Raw genomic sequence first — 22,385 nt, 5'->3', positions numbered from 1 at the left:
CACAGCTTATTGTTGGGCGTCCAATGCTTCCCACCGGGCAAAGGCCTCTTCCAGAGCCTTCTCCAGTTCGGCCAGCTTATCCAGAATGGGCTGGGTTTCGCCGACGGGGCGTGTAAAAAAGTCCGCCTGGTTAATCTGATTCTGCACTTCGACCACCTGAGTCTCGAGTTGTTCAATCAGACTGGGCAGAGTTTCTAATTCTCGCTTGTCTTTGTATGACATTTTGCCATTTTTACGTGGCTTTTCGTGGTCTTTTTTAGGTTTTTCTTCAGCCTTGATCGCTTTTGTCTCATTTTTACTATTTTGTGCCCGCGCTCTTGCCACCGCGGCATCGGTATAACCGCCGGCGTGCACTTCCAGATCGCCATTACCGGCGAACCACAACACACTGGTCACGCTTTGGTCGATAAAGGCCCGGTCATGGCTTACCAGTAACAAGGTACCTTGATAATCAGCCAACATTTCCTCGAGCAATTCGAGGGTTTCAATATCCAGATCGTTGGTGGGTTCGTCAAGGATCAACAGGTTAGAGGGGCGAGCAAACAGTTTTGCCAGCAGCAGCCGGTTTTTTTCACCGCCTGACAGCGCTTTAACCGGTACCCGGGCTCTGGCTGGGGTGAACAAAAAGTCCTGTAAATATCCCAATACATGGCGGCTTTTGCTGCCCAGCGCCACTTCCTGTTTACCCTCAGCTACCTGCTCAGCCGCCGAAAGCTCAGGGTCCAGCACCGCGCGGTGCTGGTCAAAATAGGCAACTTCCAAATTGGTGCCCTGACGCACCTTGCCGCTATCGGGCGGCAATTGCCCCAATAGCAGCTTGATAAGGGTAGTTTTACCGCAACCGTTAGGGCCAACCAGTGCCAAGCGGTCACCACGTTGCACCACCAAATCCAGGTGATTAACAATGGCTTTGCCCTGGTAGCTGTAGCTCATGTCTTCAACATCAAACACCAGCTTACCGGAGCGATCGGCTTCTTCTACCTGGCCCCGCACTTTACCAATGACATTGCGGCGCTCGGCATGGGTTTCGCGTAACGATTTTAGTGCCCTCACCCGCCCTTCGTTACGGGTGCGCCGCGCCTTAATGCCCTGGCGGATCCAGGTTTCTTCCTGCGCCAACTTTTTATCAAACAGCGCATTTTGCTCGGCTTCAACGCGTAAATCCTCGGCTTTGGCATCCAAATAGGCGTCATAGCCGACTTCATAGCGGGTTAACTGGCCGCGGTCTAAATCAAGAATGCCGGTTGCCACCTGGCGAATAAATTGCCGGTCGTGGCTAATAAACAAAATGGCGCCACTGTAGGATTTACAAAACTGCTCAAGCCACTGAATAGAATCGATGTCCAGGTGGTTTGTCGGTTCGTCCAACAGCAGCACTTTCGGGTCGCCAGCCAGTGCTTGGGCTAAGGCCACCCGCCGCAGCCAGCCACCGGATAGCGCATTGAGCCTTTCTTCACCGCTAAGGCCGGTCAATTGTAGCGCGCGCTGAATTTGGGTTTCTAATTGCCAACCGTCGCAGGCATCAAGCTGGCTTTGCAGCGATGCCAGTTTGTTAAGGCTCTTTTCGTCGCTGTGCTCCGCCAAGGATGCAGAAAGCTGATGGTAAGCCAGCACCAGTTCACCCACTTCGGCCAAGCCTTGTGCCACAAAGGCGTAACTGGTCATGTCTTCACGGGGCGGCGGATCTTGTGACAATCGCGCCACACCACCATCGTGATGGAACTGTAAGGTGCCATCATCCAGGGTCATGTCCCCGGAAATGATTTTCATCAAGGTCGATTTACCGGTGCCGTTGCGGCCAACAAGGCAAAGGCGCTCGCCTTCTTGCAGGCTAAAACCGGTGTTATCCAGCAGCGGAGCATCGGAAAATGACAAAAATGCATTACTGAGCGTAAGAACAGCGGCCATAGGAAAAAGTCAGTCTCTATTCGTGTTAAAGGGCAGCCAGGCTGCCCTTATTTATTGGCTACAAAGAGTGTCAGTCTCTGGGGGCAAATACCAGCTTAAAACACACATGAATGTGGGGATTGCGCTTGAAATCTTCCGGTAAGGTGGCGCGGCTCACGTCTTCAATTTGAAAGCCCATTTCCTCAACCGCAGCGTTGTCTAACTTAAAGTGACGCTTGTTGTTAGAGAAAATCACCACCGCCCCCGGGCTTAACACGTAACTTACCGCATCCAGCAGCTCAACATGGTCGCGCTGTACATCAAAGCTGGCTTCCATACGTTTGGAGTTGGAAAAGGTCGGTGGGTCTAAAAACACCAGGTCGAACTTTTCCTGGCTACGGTTAAGCCAGTCCAGCACATTCGCTTGCGCCAACTGATGCTCGCGCCCTTTAAAGCCGTTACCGCGCAGGTTCTCCGCTGCCCAATCGAGGTAGGTGCGCGACATGTCCACCGAAGTGGTGGTGAGGGCACCGCCTTTGGCGGCATGCAAGGTTGCGGTGCCGGTGTAGCAAAAGAGGTTTAAAAAGCGCTTGCCTTTGGCTTGTTCACCCACCCATTTGCGGGTTAGGCGGTGATCTAAAAACAGGCCTGAATCCAAGTAGTCAAAAAGGTTAACCCGGCAGCGCACGCCGTATTCTTCTACCCACATGTATTTATGGCGGCTCTCGAGCTTTTCATACTGGTTGCTGCCACTTTGCCGGGCACGGGTTTTAACGGCGATATTATCGGCTTTAACACCGGTTACAGCGACGGTGGCCACAATCAAATCTTGCAGGCGCCGGGCCGCCTTTTCGGGCTCAATGGTTTTCGGCGGGGCGTATTCTTGAATGACAATGCAATCACCATAGCGGTCAACGGCAGCGTTGTATTCCGGCAGGTCGGCATCATAAAGCCGGTAAGCTTCAATGCCTTCGCGCTTGGCCCATTTTTCCAGTGCCTTGATATTCTTTTTAAGGCGGTTGGCATAGGCTTCAACCGGGCCACTAAGGGCCGACTGCACCACTTCAGCGGGCGCCTCGCGAGGAGCCTCACCTTGACGCTCGTCAAGCTCGTAACTGGCTAATACTGCTTCAAGGGCGCCGTTGTTAAGTTGCCACTGGTTGGACTTTAACAGCTTTAATTGGCGCAAACTTTCTGGACTGCCAGTGTAAACCCCAAGCCGCCACCCCATAAATTGGCGGGCTTTAACGCCAAGTTCTCTGTAAAGGTACAGTACCTCTGCCATGTCACCTAAGCGTTCACCATAGGGCGGGTTACAAAGAATAAGGCCGCGTTCACCGGGCTTTTCGCCCAAGTTTTTAAGTGGCTGAGTTTCAAAGGTAAGCGCGCGCCCTACCCCGGCGGCTTTGGCGTTATTACGGGCCTTTTCAATCACCCGCTTGTCACTATCAAAACCAAAGAAATGGCTTTCGATTGGCACCGCAGCATCAATGGCGGCGGTAAGTTCCTGGGCCCAGATACTGCTGTCATGGTGGCTCCAGTTTTCAAAGGCAAAACTGCGTTTAAGGCCAGGGGCACGTTTACCACGAATAAGGGCCGCTTCAATCACGAGGGTGCCAGAGCCACACATGGGGTCAACCAAGTAATCAAGGCCGTTATCCTTGTGCCAGCCAAGTTTATATAAAATGGCCGCCGCCAAAGACTCTTTCAGTGGCGCAGCGCCAGCTTGGGTGCGATAACCGCGCTGGTGCAGTGGCTTACCCACCAAGTCGAGGTAAATAGCCAAGCCCCTTTTACCCAAGTGCGCATGAACACGAATATCGGCTTCTTTAACGTCGACTTCCGGGCGCTGGCCCCGCTCTTCACGAAAAACATCAACAATGGCGTCTTTGATTTTCATGGCGCCAAACTGGGTGTGGCGTATCTCGCGACTGGCACCGGTAAAATCTACCGCAAAACGTTTATTTACCGAGAAATGTGACGGCCACAATACCTGTGAGGCCAAGGCATAAATGTCATCTGCTGTTTCGGCAGGCCCCTCAATCAATGGCCATAATACCCGGCTTGCTAAACGCGACCACAAGCAAATGCGATAGGCGTTTTCTAAGGTGGCATCGGCTTTAACGCCGCCATGGCCGGGTTTGGCTGGAATATCCAGCAACGCCAGTTCATCCACCAATAAAGCTTCCATGGCGGGTGCACAGGTAATAAAAAGTTGCGACATGAGAGGGTCCTGACCAAATTGGTCCGCGATTATAGCGCTTTGGCGGGGGCAAGCTCAAAGCGCGGCCTTCGATAAATACAAAAAAAGCCGCCAGAGTGGCGGCTTTTAGCTAACCCGTTTTAATGGGTCTGACAGGCGTTGCCACTTTGACGGCCACAAGCGATTGTTCATCACCTTAACCACCTGAAAATTATCAAGGGTTTGGCTATCTGATAGCCCAAGAGGCCCGTCTAGCAACATACATAATGTTGCGTTTGAATCGTAGCTCTCAACGGCTAAGCACTGACCACGGCCAAAGGCGGTTTGCAGCGATACCAACGCTGGCCCTTGCGCGGTGGCCACCGGCTGCGGGTTCTCGGCAAAAAACCAGCTTTTTGGCATCGACGGCTTGGCAAAACGGCGAATGGCGCAGGCGTTTAGTGCTACCTGTACCCGCTGCGGGTCCGACAAATTGTCGTAAGGCGCTAAGGCGTCAATGACCGTTTCATAATATTGGGCGTCATCAACGTCAAAGCCACCACCCAGGCGGGCATCAGGAATAAGCCACTTGGAGCCATATGGCGTCATGAACAGCAGCCCACCCAACTCGATGGCGAGCTGATTTTGCTGTTGGTCAAATTGCCAGACCCAATTGTGGGCCGGTTCCAGAATCATGCGATATCTCCCTGATGCAAGTATCAAAAATTATACAGCATGATCCTGAAATTTAAAGGTTTTTTCCAAGATGTTCAGGATCGTTCAGCGATCATTTGATCGCGTCAACGATCGCCTTAACTAGCGCGGGCCCTTGGTAAATAAAACCGGTATAGATCTGTAAAAGATCGGCCCCTGCATTGACTTTTTCCTGAGCAGATTGCGCAGAATCTATACCGCCAACACCAATAATGGGCAACTCGCCAGCCAGCATATCCTTGAGTTTGGTTACGGTTTGGGTACTGAGCACTTTAACCGGTTGCCCAGACAAACCGCCGGCTTCATTGCCATGCTCAAGGTGCTCTACCCCGGTGCGAGCCAAGGTGGTGTTAGTGGCAATAACCCCGTCCATATGATGGCGACGCAGGCAATCTGCCACCGACTGCAACTCATCGTCATTCATGTCAGGGGCAATTTTCACCACCACCGGCACATAGCGGCCGTGTTGGTCGGCCAGCTGCTGCTGGCGGGCCTTAACCGCAGACAACAGTTCGTCAAAGGCTTCGCCGTATTGCATGCTACGAAGCCCGGGAGTGTTTGGCGAAGAGATATTGACCGTCACATAAGAGGCATGGGGGTAAACCTTATCAAGGCAGATAAGGTAATCCTCGGTGCCCTTCTCCACCGGCGTATCTTTGTTTTTGCCGATGTTGATGCCAAGAATGCCGTTGTAGTTCGAGGCCTTAACATTGTTGACCAGGTTATCAACCCCAAGGTTATTAAACCCCATGCGGTTGATAATGGCGTTGGCCTCAGGCAAGCGGAACAAACGCGGCTTGGGGTTGCCCGGCTGCGGCCTTGGCGTAACGGTGCCAACTTCCACAAAGCCAAAGCCCATGGCAGCAAAGGCATCAATACAGGCGCCATTTTTATCTAACCCGGCGGCAAGACCAACTGGGTTTTTAAAAGTTAGCCCCATCAATTCGACCGGTTTGTCAGCCACAGATTGTGAAATTAAGCCTCTTAATGGGCTTTTTCCCAACCAGGACAGATTATTGATAGTTAAGTCGTGAACCCGCTCTGGATCCATGCGAAACAACAACGGCTTAAGCAAGGAATACATGTCACCTCCCAAAAAAAACCTCGGCACAAGGCCGAGGTTTCGCATTATACCCACAAACTCAGGCGTTAGTGGGTTGTTGGCAGTGATGAATCAAAATGCCCAGCTCGCGCAGCGCCACTGAGTATTTAGCAAACTCATTGGTTTGGCTGGTTCTGAACTCAGACAACATTTGGTTCCAGCGCTGCAATATCGCTTCGTGGCTTTCAATCCAGCTATCAACATCAGCGCCTTTATCACCGCTTTGCAACACCGCTGCGGTTAGTTGCCGTTGATGCCAATCAAGCTCTTCACGATAGGAAGCGCGAGCCAGTGCCTGCCAATGGTTATTAACCGGTTGGCCAATGATTTGTTCCAAGAACCAATGCAAGCCCAGTTCGGCGCCCAGCTTAAAGTAGCTGGCGGCCACCAAAATTTCCGGTTGCTGGTGTTGTTGCGCCACTTCGGCAATATCCATAACGCAGAACAGGCTAGAGAGCTGTTCAATTTCATACGCCAACGATTTAGGCACCCCGGCTTCGACTAAACGCTCGGCTTCGGCGCGAATACCATCGGCTTCCTCTGGCACCATAAAGTCCAGCAACTGGCCTTTCACCTGCTCTACAGCGCCCTTGTAGAAGGCGACGCCTTCTTCGATGCTCATCGCTTTATTGCGATGGCGCAGGAACCAGCGGGTTGCCCGGCGCACAGTGCGGCGCAGTTCAAACAGCAGCTCTGACTGCACGTCGGTGGTGACCTGGTTATCTAGGCTGGTCACTTGGTCCCACAGTCGGCGCAAGTCAAAAATGGCTGCTGCCATAGCGTAGCTATGGGCGATATCCACCACTGTGCCGCCGGTTTCGTCCATCATTCGATGCACAAAGTTAAGGCCCATATCGTTGGTGATACGGTTGGCCAGTTGGGTGGCAATAATTTCGCCTTTTAGCGGGTGGTTCGCCATGGCGCCGCTAAATTTGTCTTGCAATACCTGTGGGAAGTTCGCCTTGAGCAGCAGCGAGTGGTAAGCATCTTCAGTGATTTCGGGTACGTTAAATTGCTCTTTAAGTACCATTTTGCCGTAAGCGAGCAGTACTGACAGTTCTGGGCGAGTTAAGCCTTTGCCTTGCGCTGCCCGCTCGGTGAGCTCGTCTTCACTGGGTAAAAACTCGAGTGCTCGGTCTAACTTACCGGCTTTTTCCAGTTCCTGAATAAAGCGGCTTTGCTCTTTAAGGGCACCGCCACCACGAAGTTCAGTAATGGAAATAGAGTGGGTTTGCTCGTAGCAGTCTTCCAAAACGATGCGCGCGACTTCGTCGGTCATTTCGTAAAGCAGCTTGTCCCGCTGTTTGCGGGTCATATCGCCATCGTGCACCAAGGTGTTAAGCAAGATTTTGATATTGACTTCGTTATCGGAGCAATCCACGCCGCCAACGTTATCCACAAAATCGGTATTGATACGGCCACCTTTCAGGGCATATTCAATACGGCCACGCTGGGTTAGGCCCAGGTTACCGCCCTCGCCTACCACTTTGGCACGCAGCTCATTACCGCTAATGCGCAAGGCATCGTTGGCACGGTCGCCCACTTCGGCATGGCTTTCAAGGCTGGCTTTAACATAGGTGCCGATGCCGCCGTTCCACAGCAGATCCACATCCATCTGCAAAATAGCTTTCATCAGCTCGTTTGGCGTCATGCTGGCTTTTTTGGTGTCCAGCATCCGTTTCATTTGTGTGCTGAGCTTAATGGCTTTTTGGCTACGGCTGAAAATACCGCCACCTTCGGAGATAAGCGACTTGTCGTAGTCTTCCCAGGTGCTGGTGGGCAAATCAAACAGTCGCTGGCGCTCAGCAAAGCTTTTTTCGGTATCCGGCTCCGGATCGATGAAGATGTGCATATGGTTAAAGGCAGCCAGCAAACGGGTGTGCTTGGAAAGCAGCATACCGTTACCGAACACATCCCCCGCCATGTCGCCAATACCTACGGCGGTAAAGTCGGTGGTTTGGCAATCAATCGCCATTTCCCGGAAGTGGCGTTTCACCGACTCCCAAGCGCCCCGGGCGGTAATGCCCATTTTCTTGTGGTCATAACCCACAGAGCCACCTGACGCGAAGGCATCGCCCAGCCAGTGGCCATATTCTTCGGCAATGCCGTTGGCAATATCCGAGAAAGTGGCGGTCCCCTTGTCGGCAGCAACCACTAAGTAAGGGTCGTCTTCGTCGTGACGTACCACATCAACCGGCGGTATGACTTCACCGCCTTTGATGTTATCGGTGATATCCAGCAGCGCGCGAATAAAGGTGCGGTAGCAGGCCTTGCCTTCGGCTAAGAAGGCGTCACGGCCACCACTGGTTGGCAGCTTTTTACAGACAAAGCCGCCCTTGGCGCCTACCGGTACAATCACGGTATTTTTAACCTGCTGGGCTTTTACCAGACCCAGCACTTCAGTGCGGAAATCTTCACGGCGGTCAGACCAACGCAGGCCGCCACGGGCAACTTTGCCACCACGAAGGTGCACACCTTCAACCCGCGGGCTGTAAACAAAAATCTCGAATGCCGGCAGTGGTAATGGCATATCGGAGATCATGTCCGGCTTCATCTTGAACGAAATATACGGCTTCTCGTTGCCGCTGCCGTCTTTTTGGAAGAAGTTGGTGCGCAAAGTGGCGCAAATCAATTCCACATAAGAGCGGATAATGCGGTCGTCATCGAGGTTGGATACTTGTTCCAGCTCGTCATTGATCTGGCTGACCAGTTTTTCCAGGGTTTTTTCAGCCGCCGGTTTTTTCGGGTCAAAGCGCTTGGTAAAGAGCTGCACCAGCATTTGTGCCAAATGCGGGTAACGCACCAGGGTTTCTTCGATATAAGACTGGCTGAAAGACGAGCCGATTTGGCGCATGTACTTGGCAAAGGCACGCAAAATAACCACTTCGCGGCCATAAAGCCCGGCGCCCAATACCAGCTTGTTAAAGCCGTCGTCTTCAAAATCGCCGCTCCAGACCTTGGCAAAGGCGTCTTGGAAGCGGTGCTGGCTTTCTTCGAGGCTTATTTCGTTAGCGCCGGTCAGCTCCATGTAGAAATCCAGCACCCAGTAGGGGTTGCCGTCGGTGGTGCGCACTTCGCATGGCCGCTCACCGATAATGCGAAGGCCCATGTTTTCAAGCATCGGCATCACATCAGACAGATAAATAGGCTGATCTTTATGGAACAGTTTTAGCTTCACTAACCGCGGGTTACGAAACTCTTGCGGCCGGTAAAACAGCATGCTGAGCTGGTGGTCGTCATTTAACGATTCAAGCTGGGCAATATCGACGGCAGCGGTAGACGGCAGCACTTCTTCTTTGTATGAGCGCGGGAATGCCTGCACGTATTTACGCGCCAGCTTTTTACCGTTGGCTTCACCGTGAATCGACAGTAGCGCCGCTTCTAGTTTGTCTTCCCAGCTCCGGGCCGCTTCAATGAGGTTCGCTTCGATTTCTTTCACGTTGATATCTTTGTCAGCGTCCTTGACCCGCACCAGGTAATGGGTGCGGCACAGGGCAGATTCAGAAAAATAAGTGGTAAATTCCACTTCCTCGGTAGAGCCTAATGCTTGCGCCAAAATGCGCTGGGTGGTGATGCGCAGCTGGGTGTTGTAGCGCTCTTTGGTGACGTAGACCATGCAAGAGTAATAACGGCCAAAAACGTCTTTGCGCACAAACAAGCGAGTACGGTCACGCTCTTGCATTTGCAGCACGCCAAGGCCAACCTGCATTAGCTCGTCTTCTTTGGCCTGGATCAGTTCATCCCGCGGATAGGTTTCCAGGATGTTCATCAGCGCTTTGTAAGCGTGGCTGCCTTTGGCAAAACCGGAGTTTTCCATTACCCGCTGCAATTTTTTGCGGATCATTGGAATTTGCATCGCCGAGTTGTTGTAAACGCTGGAGGCATAAAGGCCGATAAAGCGGTCTTCACCCACCACCTGGCCTTGCTCGTCAAAGCGCTTGATACCGATGTAGTCGATATAAGCCGGGCGATGTACTCGCGATTTGGAATTGGTTTTGGTCAGCACCAACAGATGCGGGCTTAGGGCTTCTTCCCAGGCGCTATCGCCCAGGGCCGACAGGCTGCGCTTATGGGCCTCTTTGGCGGTGCGCATCAGCCCTAAGCTGCTGTCCAGTTGTGGGCGCAGCTCATAATCGCCTTTTACCGGCTCGATGGCGTAATAGCGATAGCCCATCAGGGTGAAGTTATGGTCATTAACCCAACGTAAAAAGGCATCAACCTCGATGCGTTCTTCTTTTTCTACCGGCAGTTCAGCCTTTTCAATACGGGAAATGACGTCGTCCATGCGCTCTTGCATGGGTTGCCAGTCGGTCACGGCCAGGGTGACATCGGCCAGCACGGCATGTAATTCGTCGGTAAGGTCGTCAATAACCTGCTGCTCGGTTTGCCGGTCAACTTCAATCAAAAACACGGTTTCGGCGCGGTCGGCCTTGCGCTTTTCGCTCAAGCGGCGAAGCGCCGTGACCTGGCCTTGCTTATCCCGGGCAAAGGCCATGGGAATATGCAGCATCAAATGCGACGTGATGGCATGACGACTAAGCGCCATACGAATGGAGTCCACCAAAAACGGCATATCGTCGTGCACGATCTCGATAATGGTGTGGCTTGACTGCCAGCCGTCACGGCTGACTTCAGGATTAAATACGCGAATGTAGCTATCGCCGCCCTTCTTTTTATTAAGAGCATTCCAGAGGCTCAGCGCCGCGCCATATAGGTCAGCGTCGTTACGACCGGCAAAGTCGTCGACAGACATGGTGGCATAGATTTTTTGCACAAAATCGGTGATGAGCGGGGCGCGATCAGAAGGAACTTTGGTGTTAATAAGCTTGCAAACGTTGTCTAGCAGTACGGACGAATGACCGTCTATCAGTGCCATGAGACTCTCTTCCCTTAGGAACCCGCGAAGCGGATTTACCGCAGGCCTAAAATAATGAGTGAAACCAAATGCATGTGCAGGTTTAAAACCTGTTGATGTCTAACAAGCGTCACAGTTTCAGCGGCACTTGAAAACACCGACAATTCTATGCCTTTCCGGTAGCAGTTGCGAGAGTCAACAAGCAAAATTACAGATAACGATTCAGATCACACTTTTACGCTAACCTACTGTATTAGCAGAAATATTAAAAAACACCAGCTTGAGTTTACGTTAACGTCAAAGCGGCATTAATTTTGGTAATGGCAAATGGGTGGGTCAAGGTTAAGGCAGCGCATAAAAACGCAGAATGTGATTACGCTCATCCAGTTCAACCGCAAAGCGGCCGTGAATGCCCATATTACTGACGTAAGGGCGCAGATGACGAAAGGGAATGGAAAGTAGCTGCCCGCCTTCGGCACGAAGCAAAAGGCGGGTATCAGGCCGCTCGTAAGCGGCCTGAAGCTGTCCATAGTCAAAGTCAATGGTCAGAGCAAACTGACGCATGGTCAGTCCTTTTTCGCCAGGGCCTTGCCCAGCAGTTCACCAAGGTCGGCCGAGGTGGTAGGCGTTTGCAGGCCTGTTAGCAGCGCTTCCAAGCTTTGGCGGCGTTTGGCATCAAAGCGGCGCCATTGCAGCAAGGGCCCAACCATACGCGCTGTTGCTTGCGGGTTGATGCTATCAAGCTTCGGCAACACTTCACTTAACCACTGGTAACCGGCATCGGAATGGGCTTCTGGGTTATGGGCGATAAAGACACCAATCAAGGAACGGGTGCGGTTAGGGTTATTCCAGCTAAAGGCGCTGTGCTCGGTGAGCTTGGGCATACGCTTAAGCGCACCGCTGCGCTGGCCTTGCAGCATTAACCACTTGTCCATTACTTGCAGGTTGTCACCAAACTTGTCGTCAAAGTCGCTAAGCAGTTTGTCGCTGATGGCAAGGTTACCGGCCACCGCCGCGGCCAAAGCGCCTTGACGCTCGGTCATGTTACGGGCTTGGAAGTAACGTTCTTCGATGGCATTTTCCAACGACTCGGCCAGCAGCACTAAAAGGCTATTGGTCAGGGCACGGGCGCCCTTCTCTTTAACGTCTTTGACCATCTGATAACGGTCATGCAGCACCGCAAACAGGCGTTCACGCACTTGGCTGCGAAGACGGGTACGAGCTGCCACCAGACCATCGAGGTCGATGTTTTCAAACCAGCCGAGCATGGCGTTAACCGACGGCACTTTAAAGAGTTCGGCGTCCAAGAAGGCATCGGTCAACGGACGGCTGGCAATGCCGTGCAACGCGTTAAGCCACAGCTCAAGGGCTGGGTGCTCTTGGCCTTCAAGCCAGGCGGCAACCAGGCGCTGCAGTAAGCGTTCAGCCGCATCGACGCGCACAAAGCCGTCTTCGGCTTTTTCCATCAAGGCTGCCAACTCGTCGTCAGATTGCTCAAACACCAATTTAACCGGTGCTGAGAAGCCACAAAGCGGTGCCAGCACCGGCTTTTCGTCAAAGTGACCCAGGGCAAAAGTTTGCTCGGCGCCTTGCAGTTGCAGCACTTGTTTGCTGTGGCCTAACAGCTCGATGGCAAACGGCAGCGGCAAAGGCCCTTTTTCTTTTTGGTCAGCGGTGGGCGGTGTAACTTGGCTGAGTTTGAGGCCGTATTGGCCGTTCTCCCAAAGCTCGGTGACGGTCACAATGGGCGTGCCTGACTGACTGTACCAACCTTTAAAGGCGGTTAAGTCAACGTCGTTGGCATCGGCCATGGCGTCAACGAAATCGTCACAGGTAACGGCCTTGCCGTCGTGGCGCTTGAAGTACAAGTCCATACCGGCGCGAAAACCGGCCTTACCCAACAGACCATGCAACATACGAATTACTTCTGCACCTTTGTCATAGACGGTAACGGTGTAGAAGTTATTCATTTCCACCACTTCTTGCGGCCGGATGGGATGGCTCATGGGGCCCGCATCTTCGGCAAACTGGGCGGTACGCATCAATTGCGCTTCGTGAATACGGGTGGCAGACGAGCCCGCCCAATCGGCGCTAAAGGACTGGTCGCGAAAGACGGTCAAGCCTTCTTTGAGGCTCAGCTGGAACCAGTCACGGCAGGTAACGCGGTTACCGGTCCAGTTGTGGAAATACTCGTGGGCGATAATGCCGGCAATGCGGTCGTAGTCTGCATCAGTAGCGGTGTTGTCATCGGCCAGCACGAATTTGGCGTTAAAGACGTTAAGGCCTTTGTTTTCCATGGCGCCCATGTTGAAGAAATCCACCGCCACAATCATGAAGCGGTCGAGATCGTACTCCAGGCCGTAGGTGTCTTCGTCCCACTTCATGGATGCTTTAAGGGCGGTCATGGCATGGGTGGCTTGGGCGCGGCGGCCTTTATCCACATAGATTTGCAGCAACACATCGCGGCCGCTCATGGTGGTGAAGCTGTCTTCAAGAATATCAAAGTCGCCCGCCACCAAAGCGAAGAGGTAACAGGGTTTAGGGAATGGGTCTTGCCAGGTTGCAAAGTGACGGCCACCGTCGAGGTCGCCGCATTCCACCAAGTTACCGTTGGACAACAGCTGTGGGTATTTTTCTTTATCGGCAATCACCTTGCTGCTGTAAATGGCCAGCACATCGGGGCGGTCCATAAAATAGGTGATACGGCGAAAGCCTTCGGCTTCGCACTGGGTGCAAAACGCGCCACCGGACTTGTAAAGGCCTTCAAGGGCGGTATTGGTGGAAGGATTGGTCAGGGTAACAATTTTCAGCTCGCCACTGTCACCGGCAACATCAATCACCAGTTGCTCGTTTTCAAAGCGGGGCTCAACGGTTTTACCGTCTAATTCAACCGATACCAGTTCTAGGTGCTCGCCATCGAGGCGTAAGGCACTGTCGGTACCGTTCTTCTTCAATTTGCTGACGGCGGTGACACGGGTTTGGGTGTCATCCAGTTCAAAAGTCAGATCCAGATGCGTGATAAGGAAGGCGGGAGACTGATAGTCTGCCAAACGTTTTACAGCCTTGTTGGCCATGTCATCTCCTTGATGGTCAAAGCCCGGCAACGCCGGGCTTTTTAATCAAATTTTACTGCTGCGCCGTTGATGAATGCACATGAGGCGGCTGCAGCTTGAGGATCTTAATTCCCAGATAAGCGTAGATAATCGCCAGCACTGGGTTTATGAGATTAAAGAAAGCATAAAAAATATAGTCGGCCGGGGAAACATGCAGCACCGAATGCATGTACGCACCACAGGTGTTCCACGGCACCAAAGCGGAGGTAATGGTACCGCCATCTTCCAAGGAACGCGACAAATTGACAGGTGCCAAGCCGCGACGTTCAAATTCTTCCTTGTACATTCGCCCCGGGATCACGATAGACATGTACTGATCAGCGGTCAGAATATTGGTGCTGATACAGGTGCCTATTGTGGCAGCCACCAAGCTGCCGGTGCTTTTAGCAGCCCCCAGCAACCCTTGGATCAAGCGGCGCAGCAGCCCGGTGCGTTCCATTACCGCGCCAAAGGCCATGGCGCACATAATGAGCCATACGGTGTTTAGCATCGAACTCATGCCGCCACCAGAGAGCAGTTTATCCAAGGTACTGTTACCGGTTTCGATGGTAACGCCGTTAAAAAGCGTTGACCAAACCAGCTTTAACGAACTCACCAAATCGGTATGACCGGCCAGCTTTTCCACCAACGGATGCTGAAACAACAACGCCCACACCGCCCCCAGCAAAGCGCCAATAAAAACGGCAGGAAATGCCGGCATTTTACGCACTGCCAATACTAGCAGCACCACTAACGGCACCAAGTGCCAAATAGAGATACTAAAGGTGCCTTCCAGCCCGCTTAAGATACTGTCAATCCGTGCTGAGGACGCGTGGCCACTGGCACCAAAGCCCAGCGCCAAGAAAATGATAAGAGCCAGTACAAACGACGGCACTGTGGTCCACATCATATGGCGAATATGCGAGAACAAATCAGAGCCGGCAACGGCTGGCGCCAGGTTGGTAGTGTCAGACAGTGGCGATAGTTTATCGCCAAAATAAGCGCCAGAGACCACAGCACCAGCGGTGATAACTTGTGACAAGCCCAAACCACTGGCAACACCCATCAACGCCACACCGATGGTGGCAGCGGTGGTCCAGCTAGAGCCAATCGACAATGACACCACCGCGCAAATCACGCAGGAGGCAGCAAAGAAAATACTGGGGCTGAGCAACTTCAGGCCGAAGTAAATCAGGCTGGGCACGGTGCCAGCCAGCAGCCAGGTACCAATTAAGGCGCCCACAGCCAGCAAAATCAGTACTGCCCCAAGGGAAATACTGATGCCTTTAATAATGCCCTTTTCAATTTCCAGCCATTTATGGCCATTTTTCATGGCAATGATGGTGGCCACCATGGTCGCCAGCAGCAGGGCTATTTGGTTTGGCCCGTAGGATGAATCGTCATGAAATAGCGCCACCGAGGCGGCTAATAAGGCGATCAAAACAACCACAGGTATCAATGCATCCCAAAAGGATGGGGCTTTGGTCTGTTCTTTCATCTGGTTCTCTTATGGGGCCTGTCAGTGCCCTTCTGTTGTTTTAAAGGTGAATAATGCCCACCAACTGCAAGAAGACAAGCAAAATGGCGATAGGTGCCAAAAATTTGATGATCGGTTGCCATAACCGAAATACCGCTGGCGAATCTATCATATCGGCAATCAATTTTTTGTTAGCGATCCAGCCAGTAAAGACGGCCAGCAATAATCCGCCGATGGGCAGCAGAATATTGGCGGTTAGATAATCAAGGGCGTCAAAAAAGTTGGTTTGGCCCCAGGGGGTGTTGAAGATGGCGATCGGTAGCCCACAGGTGGCAGCAATGGTACCAAGGGACAGCAGCCAAATGCCAAAACCGGCGGTAAAAGCGGCCGCCCAGCGACTAAAACCGCGCTTTTCCACCAGCCAGGCCACCGAAGATTCAATCAGCGCCAGCGCCGAGGTAAAGGCGGCGAACACCAGCATGATGAAAAACAAGGTGCCTACCAATTGACCACCCGGCATTTGCCCAAAGGCAATCGGCAGGGTTTGGAAAATGAGCCCCGGGCCTGAGCCCGGTGCCAAGTGGTGTTCAAAAACTATCGGATAGATAGCCATACCGGCAATCAGTGCCACCAGGGTGTCAAAGAAGGCTATCCATAACGAGCTTTTGGCAATGGAAACGCCTTCCGGCAGGTAAGCGCCGTACATGATCATGATCCCCGACGCCAAGCTCAGGGTGAAAAACGAATGGCCAAGAGCCACCACCACTCCGTTGATGGTGAGCTTGGAAAAGTCCGGGTCAAACATAAAGTGCAGCGCTGCCCAAAAATCCCCTTCAATGGCTGCATAGACCGCCAGGATAATGAGCAGTAAAAATAAAATCGGCATCAAGGCAGAAACGGCCCGCTCAAGCCCGGCTTTAACGCCCTTCCCTACCACCAGCACCGTGCCCAGCACCACCAGGCTGGTCCAGCCCACCAGGGCCCAACCATTAGCGGTTAAATCGGCGAAAAGGGTTTGGATGTGCGCCGGTGTACCATTACCGAAGGCCCCGTCAGCGGCTTTAAAGATATAAGCAAGCCCCCAGCCGGTGATCACCACATAAAACGACAAAATAAGGTAGCCAGACAGCACGCCCATCCAGCCAATAAAGCCCCAAAAGGCCGGTTTACCGGAAGCTTTGGCGACCTCGACTGTGGATTTTCCCGGCGTATGGCGCCCAAACTTACCGATAGAGACTTCGGCCATCATCACCGGAATGCCAATAAAGAGGATACAGACCAGATACACCAGTACGAAAGCACCGCCGCCGTTTTCACCAGTGATGTAAGGAAATTTCCAGATATTGCCAAGGCCCACCGCGGCACCAGTGGCGGCAAGAATGTAGGCAAAACGACTTGACCAACGTGTTGAGTCTTTTGAAGCACTACCCTGCTGCATGACCCTTCCTTCTTGTTATGAGGTGTTAAAACCCTAGCAGAGGGGGCCAAATGAAAAAAGGCCCCGAAATCGGGGCCTTATCTCATTTTTTATTCAAGTGGTCGATTTTTTCATAATCGATGGTGATACGGGCGGCTTCCGCCAGCTCCACATCGGGGAGTTTGAAGTCTTTTGGCACATCATCCAGGGTCTTGAAGGGTTTCTTGCCTTCATACTCGGCCCAGGTGTTAATGCGCTTAAGACGTGTCGCCTCATCCTCTTTGCGCTCTTTCTCGCGGTCCGCCTTGTTCAAGGACACGGTTTTGTCGTCTTTATGCTCGTTGTACTTTTTGATTTCAGCCAGTACGTAAGCATAACGAGGGTCCTTGGCCAAACGGGCATCGTCCAGCTTTTGCAGCTCAGCAACATGGCTAACCATATTGTAGGGCTGGTACTGGGCCGGTGGAATTTGGTCCCACGGCAGCGCGTTGTCGTTGGTGCTTTCACCGACTTTTTCAGGGTCGATTTCCGGCGGCAAGGTGACATCTGGTTTCACCCCTTTATGCTGCGTGCTGCCGCCATTGATGCGGTAGAACTTGGCAATGGTGAACTGCACAAAGCCCATTTTGTGGTCGAACATATCGTACAAACGACCGACGCCACGGTGCTGCTGCACAGTGCCTTTGCCGTAAGAGTTTTGACCGATTATGAGCGCCCGGCCATAGTCTTGCAGGGCAGCGGAGAAGATCTCGGACGCCGAGGCACTGTAACGGTCAATCAATACTGTCAGCGGGCCGCTGTAGGTAACTTCACCGTCGCTATCGCCTTCCACATCAACGCGGCCGTCGCCGGTGCGTACTTGTACTACCGGGCCTTGGTCAATAAAGAGACCGGTCAGCTCAGAGGCTTCGGTTAAGGCGCCGCCACCGTTGCCGCGCAGATCCATAACAACCGATGTGACCTTCTCTTTCTCAAGCTTTTTCAGCTCTTTTTTCACGTCTTTAGACAAGCCAACGTAGAAGCTAGGCACGTTAATCACGCCTACTTTCTGCCCTTTGTACTCGCCATAAGGAATGGTGTAGACCTCGCCCTTGGCGGCGCGGTCCTCCAAGCGCACCTTGGCACGGGTCAAGGTAATGACTTTCGGCTTAGCCGACACCGAACCGCCCGGCAGAATTTGCAGCCGTACTTCGGTGCCTTTTTTACCTTTAATCAGTTCCACAACGTCGTCTAGGCGCATGCCAACAACGTCAACAAACTCGCCCTTTTTACCTTGGGCAACGCCGATGATTTTATCTTCTGGCTTGAGCTCGCCAGACTTGTCGGCCGGGCCGCCTTTCACCAAAGAGGCAATAACGGTGTAGTCGTCAATCGACTGTAGTACCGCGCCAATGCCTTCCAGTTGCAGATTCATTTCAACATCGAAACGCTCGGCACTGCGGGGAGACATATAGCTAGTATGCGGGTCGAGCTGACCACAGAACGCGTTCATTGCCAGCTCGTAGACATCTTCGCTTTGCGACTGGGTTAACCGCTTGATGGCGTTGTTATAACGCTTGGTCAGGGTTTTCTTGATATCGGGCCATTTTTTGCCCGTCATGTCTAAGTTCAGGGCGTCGTATTTAACCCGCTCCCGCCAAATTTCATTCAGCTCAGCTTCGTTTTTCGCCCATGGCGCCTTGGTGCGGTCGTAGGCATATTTGTCTGGCTTGGTGAAATCCATGGGCTTGTCCAGCAGCGACAAGGCATAAGCTAAACGCTCGTAGCGGCGCTTCATGGCCAAATCGTAAATGGCATAAGCCCATTGGTTGTTACCTTCAATTAAATCGTCATCAACCTGGTCGCGGTAGGCTTTGTTAAAGCTATCGATGTCGCTTTGCAGGAAGATGCTGCGGTTGTAATCGAGGTTTTTAAGGTAACGGTCAAGAATTTCGCCCGACAATTTATTGTCGAGGTTGAAATGCTTGTAGTGGGAGCGGCGCAGCATGGTGGTGATCCGCTTGGTCTCGGTCGTATGCTGAGCTTCAGGTGCCAGTTTGGGTAACGCCGATTCAGCTATCGTCGGTTGCACCGCGTAACTGAACGTCGAAACCATGGCCGCAGCCAGAGCGGCCAGTCGAATCACCTTTACCATCCTTACTCTCCCTTCGCGGCGATCAGATGCTCGCCTTTGACATGCATGACCATGCCGGTCACCAATTGTACCTGCACTGAATCTTTGTCGACGGCAACAACGGTACCCGGCAGTGGCCGCTGGCCACCCACCACGCGGACTTCGTCGCCGATGCTGAGTTTGTTGATATCCAGGCGCGGCGCCTTACCTTTCGGCTTGGGCTTGCTCGCTTTCGGGTTGGCGCGCGGTCCTTTGGACTCAGCCGGTTTACGTTGCGGCTTTTTATCCGGATCGACACCTGCCTTGCGCATGGACTCATGCAGGTTGGTTAATGCGTGCTCGGCTTCACTGTCGGTAACCGCATCTGTGGCATTACCGTCCAAGTCAACACGAGCCACACCCGCTTTAACGCCACGCAGGTAGCGCCAAGCATTGGTGTAATGGCGAAGCGCCACACGCAATTGCGTTTTTGATACACGCTCATCGCCTTCGAGACGCTCAGCCAAGTCCTGAAAAACACCAATTTTCAGCGGTTTGGCTTCGCCTTTTATGGAAAAGCAATTAGGGAAACTCTCGACTAAAAAGGCGATCACAGCCTTGGTATCGGGGAGTTTCGGTGAGCTTTCAGTTTGTTCCATGAATATTCCTTTGCCTGATACGCCAGCCTTGTCACTGGCGTAGCGGCTTATTCTAAATTTACCGACGACTTATTTACCAGTCTTGCCAAGGGCATTGCCTAAAGCGTCAACAAACGCGTTCAAGCCCGCCTCGTCTTCGGCATCAAAACGATTTAATGAAGGAGAATCGACGTCCAACACCCCAATAATGCTGCCATTAACAACTAACGGCACCACTATCTCAGAATTGGAGGCGCCGTCACAGGCGATATGACCAGGGAAAGCATGTACGTCTGCAACACGTTGGGTGGCTTTTTCTGCAACCGCGGTGCCACAAACGCCCTTGCCTACTTCGATGCGCACACAGGCCGCTTTGCCCTGAAAGGGCCCCAGCACCAATGTGTCACCTTGGAGAAGATAGAAACCAACCCAGTTAAGATCAGCAAGATTGTCGTTTAATACGGCACTGATATTGGCCAGGTTGGCAATTAGGTCGGGTTCGCCGTCGATAAGCCCCATAGCCATCTGGGTCAAATCGGTATAAAAGGCGGCTTTGTCACTCATAAATTTCAGATTTCGCCCAAAGGCCTTGAATTTAAACTGTCGGTATAACGTAGTCGGCAGTGCCCTGTCCAGCTTCGTTACGCTGTAAAAGGCTTAAAGCTGCATTTTGCGGCACAAAGCGCTAATCCTTGATGGAAAAACGGGCCTGTACCGCTGCATCCACTTCTATTTGCCCCGGTGTTTGTATTGGCGCTCTGGCAGCCATGACCTTCATGGCAATAACAGGCGACCGGTTGCTGCCCTGCTCTTCAATATTAATCACTTTTCCAAGTTGGCTACCGCCAGCGTGCGCCAAAATGGTGGCCTTTTCTTTGGCATCCTTCACCGCTTTGGCCAGCAGCTTTTTATAAAGTTCCGGTTGTTTTGAGTATGCCAATTGCGCCTGGCCAATGTTGTCGGCTTTGGCCGTAACGGCGGCAGTTAACACTTTCGGGTAAAGGGCAAACTCATGCATCGTTATGCGGTAACTCTGCTTCGCCGTCAGGCCAACGTTCTTGCTGTCTTCATAGCGGGGATAAACCTCAAAGCGGCTACCTTGGATATCGGCTTTGGCTATACCCAGTTTTTGGATGGCATCGAGAAAAGGCAGTGCCTGCTGGCGAATATTGGCCAGCAGCTGGTCGGCCTCTTGGCCGTTATCACTAAAAGCCACCGTTAACACCACTTCATCCGGTGTCACTGCCGCTGAGGCCTGCCCATTAACGGCGATATACCGTTCGGCGGCAAAGACTGCAGGGCTTGCCAGTAACATGGCACCCAGCGCCATCAACGTTGCCTTTTTCATCGCTGCTCCTATTTTTTCTTGGCAGCCATCGTTTTCCCTTTCATGGCTGCCAGCACGTCGTCTTTGTGGGTCGCCAGGTACAAACCCAGTTGTTCCCGGTCTTCCTCGTTAAGCGTAACAGGCCCTTGTTCCAGTAAATCGGCAAGCAAGTCGGCGCTATCGAGCAATTTGTCGTAGGCATCGGCTTCCTGCTTACTGGTGAAGGTCATTTTCTCTATCCCCTTGCGGACAACAACGTATTGAATAACGACAGCCATTTAGCGACTCCTGATTTTACTGTACGCGCATACAGTAGCGCATAAGAAGGCTGACGTCATCACGTCAAGGAGATGGAAAAGTCAGTATTACAGAGCTTTCTGAATGTTCTGTGACTAAAGGGGGCCTAGAAACAATCTTCCGGCACCCGCACCCAGCCTTCCATTAAAATGCGGGCGCTACGGCTCATACGAACAGCCATCACTTGCCATTGCCCGTCTGGGCCTTGCTGCGCCGTTGCACCGACTTGCAAGGTGCCTGAGGGGTGACCAAAACGTACCAACGGTGTGGCCTTGCCAGCCGCTTCGCTGACCAAAGTGCCAGGAATGGCCGCCGCCGTAGCAATAGCAACAGCGGCGGTGCCCATCATGGCGTGGTGCAATTTCCCCATGGAAAGGGCTCGCACCAGCAGATCGGTGTCGGCCGCCAAAATGGTTTTTCCAGCGGCCGACCGGTAGTCTTGCGGCGGCGCCACATAGGCAATTTTAGGGGTGTGCTGGCGTAACGCGGCTTGGTCAAGGCTATCAATAAGGCCCATTTTCAGCGCCGCATAAGCGCGAATACGCTCGAAACGCGCCAGCGCCTGTTCATCGCCGTTAATCGCCTCTTGCAGCTCGGTTCCCTGGTAGCCAAGGTCGCCCGCACGCAGAAAAACGGTGGGAATGCCGGCGTTAATTAAGGTGGCAGCAAAGTGCCCTTCACCGGGCACCTCAAGCCGGTCAATGACATTGCCGGTAGGAAACAAGTCGCCATCTGCCGCCGGTTCAACAAAGGTTACCGGCACTTCTGCGGCGGCAAAGGTCACACCGTCAAGTTCAAAGTCGCCGGTTTCCTGCACCGCGCCCTGGCTAATGGCAACGCGGTTTATCAGTGTTTTTTCAATGTTTTGCTGCCAGATATGAATATCGACGTGGCCATTTTGCGGCAATAGTTGGGGGGCGATAAGCCCGGCATGAATGCCAAAAGCGCCCACCGCTGCCGATAAATTACCGCAGTTACCGCTCCAATCAACAAAGGGCTTATCAATGCTGACTTGGCCAAAAAGGTAATCTAACTGGTGGCCTGGGCGGTGGCTTTTACTGACAATAACCGCCTTTGACGTGCTGGAACTGGCATTCCCCATACCATCAATTTGCTTACCGTAAGGGTCGGGGCTGCCTAGCACTCTTAGTAGCAGCGCATCGCGTGCTGGCCCCGGTTTTTGGGCGGCCAGGGGTAAATCTTCCAACCGAAAAAATACCCCTTTAGAGGTGCCGCCGCGCATATAAGTAGCCGGGATCTTAAGCTGTGGCTTGAACATCACTTCACTCCATAATGCCGCTTTGC

At 52.8% G+C, this 22,385-nt stretch carries 15 protein-coding genes; all 15 read right to left on the bottom strand.

What is annotated here, in order from left to right; translation table 11 throughout:
• Positions 1-6 precede the first annotated feature (6 nt).
• Entirely contained in the window at positions 7-1,908 is a 1,902-nt protein-coding gene (gene uup / locus DW350_RS09570; RefSeq protein WP_115718648.1) for an ATP-binding cassette ATPase Uup, read from the bottom strand.
• A gap of 70 nt (positions 1,909-1,978) precedes the next feature.
• Positions 1,979-4,111: a bifunctional 23S rRNA (guanine(2069)-N(7))-methyltransferase RlmK/23S rRNA (guanine(2445)-N(2))-methyltransferase RlmL gene (gene rlmKL, locus DW350_RS09565; protein WP_115718647.1), complete on the bottom strand. Its 2,133-nt coding sequence runs from the start codon at positions 4,109-4,111 to the stop codon at positions 1,979-1,981.
• A 105-nt stretch (positions 4,112-4,216) separates the two neighbouring features.
• Positions 4,217-4,765 (bottom strand): cell division protein ZapC domain-containing protein, encoded by a 549-nt coding sequence (locus DW350_RS09560; protein WP_115718646.1) that lies wholly within the window; start codon positions 4,763-4,765, stop codon positions 4,217-4,219.
• 91 nt (positions 4,766-4,856) lie between these two features.
• Positions 4,857-5,867, bottom strand: a complete 1,011-nt coding sequence (gene pyrD, locus DW350_RS09555) for a quinone-dependent dihydroorotate dehydrogenase (protein WP_115718645.1) — start codon at positions 5,865-5,867, stop codon at positions 4,857-4,859.
• A 58-nt stretch (positions 5,868-5,925) separates the two neighbouring features.
• Positions 5,926-10,761, bottom strand: coding sequence for an NAD-glutamate dehydrogenase (locus DW350_RS09550; protein WP_115718644.1), 4,836 nt, complete (start codon positions 10,759-10,761; stop codon positions 5,926-5,928).
• Positions 10,762-11,082: 321 nt separating this feature from the next.
• Positions 11,083-11,304 (bottom strand): DUF2835 family protein, encoded by a 222-nt coding sequence (locus DW350_RS09545; protein ID WP_115718643.1) that lies wholly within the window; start codon positions 11,302-11,304, stop codon positions 11,083-11,085.
• Between the two features lie 2 nt (positions 11,305-11,306).
• Positions 11,307-13,814, bottom strand: a complete 2,508-nt coding sequence (gene pepN, locus DW350_RS09540; RefSeq protein WP_115718642.1) for an aminopeptidase N — start codon at positions 13,812-13,814, stop codon at positions 11,307-11,309.
• A 52-nt stretch (positions 13,815-13,866) separates the two neighbouring features.
• A complete protein-coding gene (nhaC, locus tag DW350_RS09535; protein ID WP_115718641.1) occupies positions 13,867-15,330 on the bottom strand; it encodes a Na+/H+ antiporter NhaC in 1,464 nt (487 codons plus the stop codon).
• Positions 15,331-15,370: 40 nt separating this feature from the next.
• Positions 15,371-16,747, bottom strand: a complete 1,377-nt coding sequence (locus tag DW350_RS09530; RefSeq protein ID WP_115718640.1) for a sodium-dependent transporter — start codon at positions 16,745-16,747, stop codon at positions 15,371-15,373.
• 82 nt (positions 16,748-16,829) lie between these two features.
• The gene (gene prc, locus DW350_RS09525) at positions 16,830-18,860 is read right to left on the bottom strand and encodes a carboxy terminal-processing peptidase (protein WP_115718639.1); all 2,031 of its coding nucleotides are present in this window, start codon (positions 18,858-18,860) and stop codon (positions 16,830-16,832) included.
• Positions 18,861-18,862: 2 nt separating this feature from the next.
• On the bottom strand, positions 18,863-19,477 hold the full coding sequence (gene proQ, locus DW350_RS09520) for an RNA chaperone ProQ (RefSeq protein ID WP_115718638.1): 615 nt from the start codon (positions 19,475-19,477) through the stop codon (positions 18,863-18,865).
• Positions 19,478-19,546: 69 nt separating this feature from the next.
• Positions 19,547-20,020: a free L-methionine (R)-S-oxide reductase MsrC gene (msrC, locus tag DW350_RS09515; protein WP_115718637.1), complete on the bottom strand. Its 474-nt coding sequence runs from the start codon at positions 20,018-20,020 to the stop codon at positions 19,547-19,549.
• 121 nt (positions 20,021-20,141) lie between these two features.
• Positions 20,142-20,804 carry an SIMPL domain-containing protein gene (locus DW350_RS09510; protein WP_115718636.1) on the bottom strand — a complete coding sequence of 221 codons (663 nt, stop codon included), beginning with the start codon at positions 20,802-20,804 and terminating at the stop codon, positions 20,142-20,144.
• Between the two features lie 8 nt (positions 20,805-20,812).
• Complete coding sequence (locus DW350_RS09505) at positions 20,813-21,061, bottom strand: YebG family protein (protein WP_115718635.1); 249 nt, start codon at positions 21,059-21,061, stop codon at positions 20,813-20,815.
• A gap of 125 nt (positions 21,062-21,186) precedes the next feature.
• Positions 21,187-22,359 carry a 2-methylaconitate cis-trans isomerase PrpF gene (gene prpF / locus DW350_RS09500; RefSeq protein ID WP_336406992.1) on the bottom strand — a complete coding sequence of 391 codons (1,173 nt, stop codon included), beginning with the start codon at positions 22,357-22,359 and terminating at the stop codon, positions 21,187-21,189.
• Between the last annotated feature and the right edge of the window lie 26 nt (positions 22,360-22,385).

Source organism: Gallaecimonas mangrovi (assembly GCF_003367375.1).
GTDB lineage: Bacteria > Pseudomonadota > Gammaproteobacteria > Enterobacterales > Gallaecimonadaceae > Gallaecimonas > Gallaecimonas mangrovi.
The sequence above is the reverse complement of the archived record's forward strand: the minus strand, read 5'-3'. Positions and strand labels throughout refer to the sequence as shown.

Excerpts from the sequence above, each read along its gene's own strand:
- uup (WP_115718648.1), bottom strand. The coding sequence starts at position 1,908 with ATGGCCGCTGTTCTTACGCTCAGTAATGCATTTTTGTCATTTTCCGAT.
- rlmKL (WP_115718647.1), bottom strand. The coding sequence starts at position 4,111 with ATGTCGCAACTTTTTATTACCTGTGCACCCGCCATGGAAGCTTTATTG.
- DW350_RS09560 (WP_115718646.1), bottom strand. The coding sequence starts at position 4,765 with ATGATTCTGGAACCGGCCCACAATTGGGTCTGGCAATTTGACCAACAG.
- pyrD (WP_115718645.1), bottom strand. The coding sequence starts at position 5,867 with ATGTATTCCTTGCTTAAGCCGTTGTTGTTTCGCATGGATCCAGAGCGG.
- DW350_RS09550 (WP_115718644.1), bottom strand. The coding sequence starts at position 10,761 with ATGGCACTGATAGACGGTCATTCGTCCGTACTGCTAGACAACGTTTGC.
- DW350_RS09545 (WP_115718643.1), bottom strand. The coding sequence starts at position 11,304 with ATGCGTCAGTTTGCTCTGACCATTGACTTTGACTATGGACAGCTTCAG.
- pepN (WP_115718642.1), bottom strand. The coding sequence starts at position 13,814 with ATGGCCAACAAGGCTGTAAAACGTTTGGCAGACTATCAGTCTCCCGCC.
- nhaC (WP_115718641.1), bottom strand. The coding sequence starts at position 15,330 with ATGAAAGAACAGACCAAAGCCCCATCCTTTTGGGATGCATTGATACCT.
- DW350_RS09530 (WP_115718640.1), bottom strand. The coding sequence starts at position 16,747 with ATGCAGCAGGGTAGTGCTTCAAAAGACTCAACACGTTGGTCAAGTCGT.
- prc (WP_115718639.1), bottom strand. The coding sequence starts at position 18,860 with ATGGTAAAGGTGATTCGACTGGCCGCTCTGGCTGCGGCCATGGTTTCG.
- proQ (WP_115718638.1), bottom strand. The coding sequence starts at position 19,477 with ATGGAACAAACTGAAAGCTCACCGAAACTCCCCGATACCAAGGCTGTG.
- msrC (WP_115718637.1), bottom strand. The coding sequence starts at position 20,020 with ATGAGTGACAAAGCCGCCTTTTATACCGATTTGACCCAGATGGCTATG.
- DW350_RS09510 (WP_115718636.1), bottom strand. The coding sequence starts at position 20,804 with ATGAAAAAGGCAACGTTGATGGCGCTGGGTGCCATGTTACTGGCAAGC.
- DW350_RS09505 (WP_115718635.1), bottom strand. The coding sequence starts at position 21,061 with ATGGCTGTCGTTATTCAATACGTTGTTGTCCGCAAGGGGATAGAGAAA.
- prpF (WP_336406992.1), bottom strand. The coding sequence starts at position 22,359 with ATGTTCAAGCCACAGCTTAAGATCCCGGCTACTTATATGCGCGGCGGC.